Genomic DNA, 4,798 nt, shown 5'->3' on the forward strand with positions numbered 1-4,798 from the left:
TCGGCGCCGAAGCCGAGATCATCGCCTGCGACGTCGCCGACCGCGAGCAGCTGACCGCGCTGCTCGCGGCGGTCGATCCGCGGTTTCCGCTGACCGCGGTCGTGCACGCGGCCGGGGTGCTCGCCGACGGGCCCGTAACGGCGCTGACGGCGGCCGGCCTGGACGCCGTACTGCGGCCGAAGGCCGACGCCGCGCTGCTGCTGGACGAGCTCACCCGCGACGCCGACCTGTCGGCCTTCGTGCTGTTCTCATCGTTGGCCGGGGTGTTCGGCACCGCGGGGCAGGCGAACTACGCCGCCGCGAACGTGTTCCTGGACGCGCTCGCGGCGCGCCGCCGCGCCCGGGGTCTGCCCGCGACCGCGCTCGGCTGGGGCGTGTGGGAGGCCGAGACCGGCATGACCGGGCATCTCGGCGACGTGCAGCGGCGGCGGCTCGCCCGGTTCGGGACCGTCCCGCTGCCCGACGAACGCGGCCTCGCCCTGTTCGACCGGGCGGTCGCGGCCCCCGCCCCGGCGGTGATCACCGCGGGGCTGGATCCGGCGGCGGTGCGGGCTGAGGCGGGCGAACGCCCGGCGCTGCTGCGGCCCCGGGTCCGGCGGCGCGCGGCCGCCCGTCCGGGACGCTCCGCCGAGGCGGGCGGACGGCTCGCCGGGACGCCGCCGGAGCGGCGCCGCGAGACCCTGTCCGAGCTGGTGCGGGCGCAGGCGGCGGCCGTCCTGGGCCACGAGTCCGCGACGGCGGTGTCGGCGCGCCGGTCGTTCAAGGACCAGGGGTTCGACTCCCTCACCGCGGTCGAACTGCGCAACCGGCTGCGCCGCGAGACGGGCCTGGCGCTGCCCGCGACCCTGCTCTTCGACCATCCGACGGTGCCCGCCGTCGTCGAGCACCTGCACGCCGAGCTGTTCGGGGCCGAGGCCGGGGCGGCCGTCACGGTGGCGGCGGCGTCCGACGAACCGATCGCGATCGTCGGCATGGCGTGCCGCTTCGGCGGCGGCATCACCTCCCCCGCCGCCCTGTGGGAGACCCTCGCCGCCCACCGCGACACCGTCGGCGGTTTCCCCGACGACCGCGGCTGGCCCGACCTCTACCACCCCGACCCCGACCACCAGGGCACCAGCTACACCCGCCACGGCAGCTTCCTCGCCGGCGCGGCCGGCTTCGACAACGGCTTCTTCGGCATCTCCCCGCGCGAGGCCCTCGCCATGGACCCGCAGCAGCGGGTGCTCCTGGAGACCGCGTGGGAGGCCCTGGAGAACGCGGGCCTCGACCCCACCGCCCTGACGGGCACCGCCACCGGCGTCTTCGCCGGCACCAACGGCCAGGACTACGGCTCCCTGATGTCCGGCGCCCGGCACGGCGACGAGGGCTACCTGATCACCGGGACGTCCGCGAGCGTGGTGTCCGGCCGGGTCTCCTACACCTTCGGGTTCGAGGGTCCGGCCGTCACGGTCGACACGGCGTGCTCCTCCTCGCTGGTCGCGCTCCACCTGGCGGCGCAGGCTCTGCGGCGCGGCGAGTGCTCGCTCGCGCTGGCGAGCGGCGTCACCGTGATGTCCACGCCCGACGCCTTCGCGGCCTTCAGCCGCCAGCGCGGGCTGGCCGCGGACGGGCACGTCAAGGCGTTCTCCGCGAGCGCCGACGGCACCGCGTGGGGGGAGGGGGCGGGCGTGCTGCTGCTGGAGCGGCTGTCGGACGCGCGGCGCAACGGCCGGCGCATCCTCGCCGTCGTCAAGGGCTCGGCCGTCAACCAGGACGGCGCGTCCAACGGCCTCACCGCACCCAACGGGCCGTCCCAACAACGCGTGATCCGCGCCGCCCTCGCCAACGCCGGACTGGCACCGTCCGACGTGGACGCCGTCGAAGCACACGGCACCGGCACCCGCCTCGGCGACCCGATCGAGGCCCAAGCACTCATCGCCACCTACGGACAGGACCGCGAAACCCCGCTGTGGCTCGGATCGGTGAAATCCAACATCGGCCACACCCAGGCCGCCGCCGGCGTCGCCGGCCTGATCAAGATGGTGCTCGCGCTGCGGCACGGCGTCCTGCCGCGGACCCTGCACGTCACCGAGCCGACCCCCGAGGTCGACTGGGACGCCGGAGCCGTCGCCCTCCTCACCGAGGACCGGCCCTGGGAGCCGGGTGAACGACCGCGCCGCGCCGGGATCTCCTCCTTCGGCATCAGCGGCACCAACGCCCACATCATCATCGAGGAGCCGCCCGCCGCCGGGCCCGTCCCCCGGCGTGAGGCGCCCGCGTGGCCGGTGCCGTGGACCCTCTCGGCCCGCGGTGAGAAGGCGCTGCGCGCCCAGGCGGCCCGCCTGCTGAAGGCCCTTCCGGACGGGCAGGCGGACGGCGACGTCGCCGCCGCGCTCGCCGCACGCGCTTCCCTGCCGCACCGTGCGGTGCTCGTGGGCGCCGACCGGGCCGCCGCGCTGGCCGCCCTCGCGGCGGGCGACGAGCACCCGGCCGTGGTGCGGGGTGCGGCCCTCGACGAGCCTTCCGTCGTGTTCGCCTTCACCGGGCAGGGCTCCCAGCACCAGGGCATGGGCTCCGGCCTCGCCGCCACCTTCCCCGTCTTCGCCCACGCCTACACCGAAGCCTGCACCGCCCTCGACCGCCACCTCGACCTACCACTGCGCCAAGTCATCGACCACCACCCCGACCTCCTCACCACCACCCTCTACACCCAACCCGCCCTCTTCGCACTGGAGACGGCACTGTTCCGCCTCGTCACCTGGCTCGGCATCACACCCTCACACCTCATCGGCCACTCCATCGGAGAGATCACCGCCGCCCACTGCGCCGGAATCCTCGACCTCGACGACGCCGCCCTCCTCATCACCACCCGCGCCCGCCTCATGAACTCCCTGCCCGAAGGCGGAGCCATGGCGACCGTCGCCCTCTCCGAGCGCGAGATCGAGCCCCTCCTTCCGGCGGGCGTCACCGTCGCGGCCGTCAACGGTCCGGAGAGCACCGTCGTCGCCGGTTCCGCCGAAGCGGTGGCCGCCCTCATCGCCCGGGTGACCGCGGACGGCGGGCGCGCGCGGCTCCTCCGCGTCTCGCACGCGTTCCACTCCCCGCACATGGACCCGGTCCTCGAGGCCTTCCACGAGACCGCCGCCACCCTCACCTACCGGCCCGCCCAGATCCCGATCATCGCCGCCACCACCGGAACCGCCGACCACACCGACCCCGCCTACTGGACCGCCCACATCCGCGAACCCGTCGACTACCGCCACGCGCTGGACTCCCTGACCGCCCCCGTCATCCTGGAACTCGGCCCGGACGGCACCCTCACCGCCCTCCACGACCAGACCCGTCCCGACAGCGTGCACACCGCCGCCCTCCGCCGCGACCACGACGAGGCCGCCACCTTCCTGCACGCGGTCGCCCGCCTCCACACCAGCGGCGTCCCCATGGACCCGGCGGTGCTGACCGGCCCCCGGCGGGCCCCGGTCGACCTGCCGTCCTACGCCTTCCAGCACGAACGGTTCTGGCCCGCCGCCGCCGGCGCCTCGACCGTCACCCTCGACGAGCCGCTCGCCCTCGCCGGACGCCCCGGCACCGTCTTCCCCGGCCTGATCCCGGCGAACACCGCGCCCGGCGAGGGCCTCCTGCTCGAGTTCGCCGTGCACGCCGCCCTGCGCACCGCGCACGAGGAGATCGAGTCCCTCACCTTCGAGGCCCCGCTCCCCCAGGACGGCGCCCTCCGCGTCCAAGTCGAGGTCGGCCCCCGCGACGACGGCGGCCGCAGCCCCCTCACCCTCCACACCCAGCCCGCCGACGCCGTTCCCGGCGACCCGTGGATCCGCCACGCCACCGGTGTCCTCGCCCGCGCCGCCGCCCCCGTCCCCGCGCCCGACGGCCCCCCGACCCCCCTGGCGCTGCCCGAAGGCACCGACCCCGGCGGCTACGCCCTGCACCCCCGCCTCTGGGAATCCCTCGCCGCCCTGGCTCCCGACGGCCCGCCCACCGAACGGTCCCTCGCCGCCTGCACCCACCTGCGCGTGACGGGCACCGCAGGCCCCACCGTCCACGTCCGCACCACCCCCGCCGGCTCCTTCCACCTCACCGCCCCCGACGGCACTCCCGTCGCCACCCTCGCCACCCTCACCGCGCGCACCCGCCCCACCGACCCCTCCCAGGCCCCCCGCCGCCACCTCTACCGCCTCGCCTGGCACCCCGCCCCCGAGACCACCGCACCCCGGCAGCAGGTCGAGCCCGGCGGGCTCGGGACGGCCGCGTACCAGAGCGAACCGGGTGAAGTCGTCTCGTTCGACGGGGCGAGGGCGGCCGGCGTGGTGCGGTTCGCGACGGCGGCCGGGGCCGACGGGGTGCGGGAGGCCGTGCACCGGGCGCTGGAGGTCGTGCGGGAGTGGATCGGCGCGGAGCGGGGGCGGCTGCTGGTCGTCACCGAGGGAGCCGTCGGCGCGGACGCCGATCCGGCGGCGGCGGCCGTGTGGGGGGTGGTGCGGTCGGCGCAGGCCGAGCATCCCGACCGGTTCGTGCTGCTCGACGGCGGCGACGAGACCGCGTGGCCCACGGCGCTGGACGGGGAGGAACCGCAGATCATGGTCCGCGGCGGGGACCTCCTGGTGCCCCGGCTGGAGCGCGCCGAACCCGGCGAGCGACGGGACATCCCGGACGGGACCGTGCTCATCACCGGCGGAACCGGCGGCCTGGGCGCGCTGCTGGCCCGGCATCTCGCCGAACGCGGCGCCCGCAGGCTGCTCCTGCTGTCCCGCCGCGGCCCGGACGCGCCGGGCGCCGCCGCGCTCCTCGCTGACCTGGCGGC

1 protein-coding gene is annotated in these 4,798 nt (G+C 76.3%); it reads left to right on the forward strand.

The window, feature by feature from the left end; translation table 11 throughout:
* The coding region (locus ABD327_RS32000; protein ID WP_344456494.1) for a type I polyketide synthase at positions 1-4,798 on the forward strand (4,798 nt) is incomplete at both ends.

This window comes from Actinocorallia aurantiaca (genome assembly GCF_039533685.1).
Taxonomy (GTDB): Bacteria; Actinomycetota; Actinomycetes; order Streptosporangiales; family Streptosporangiaceae; genus Actinocorallia; species Actinocorallia aurantiaca.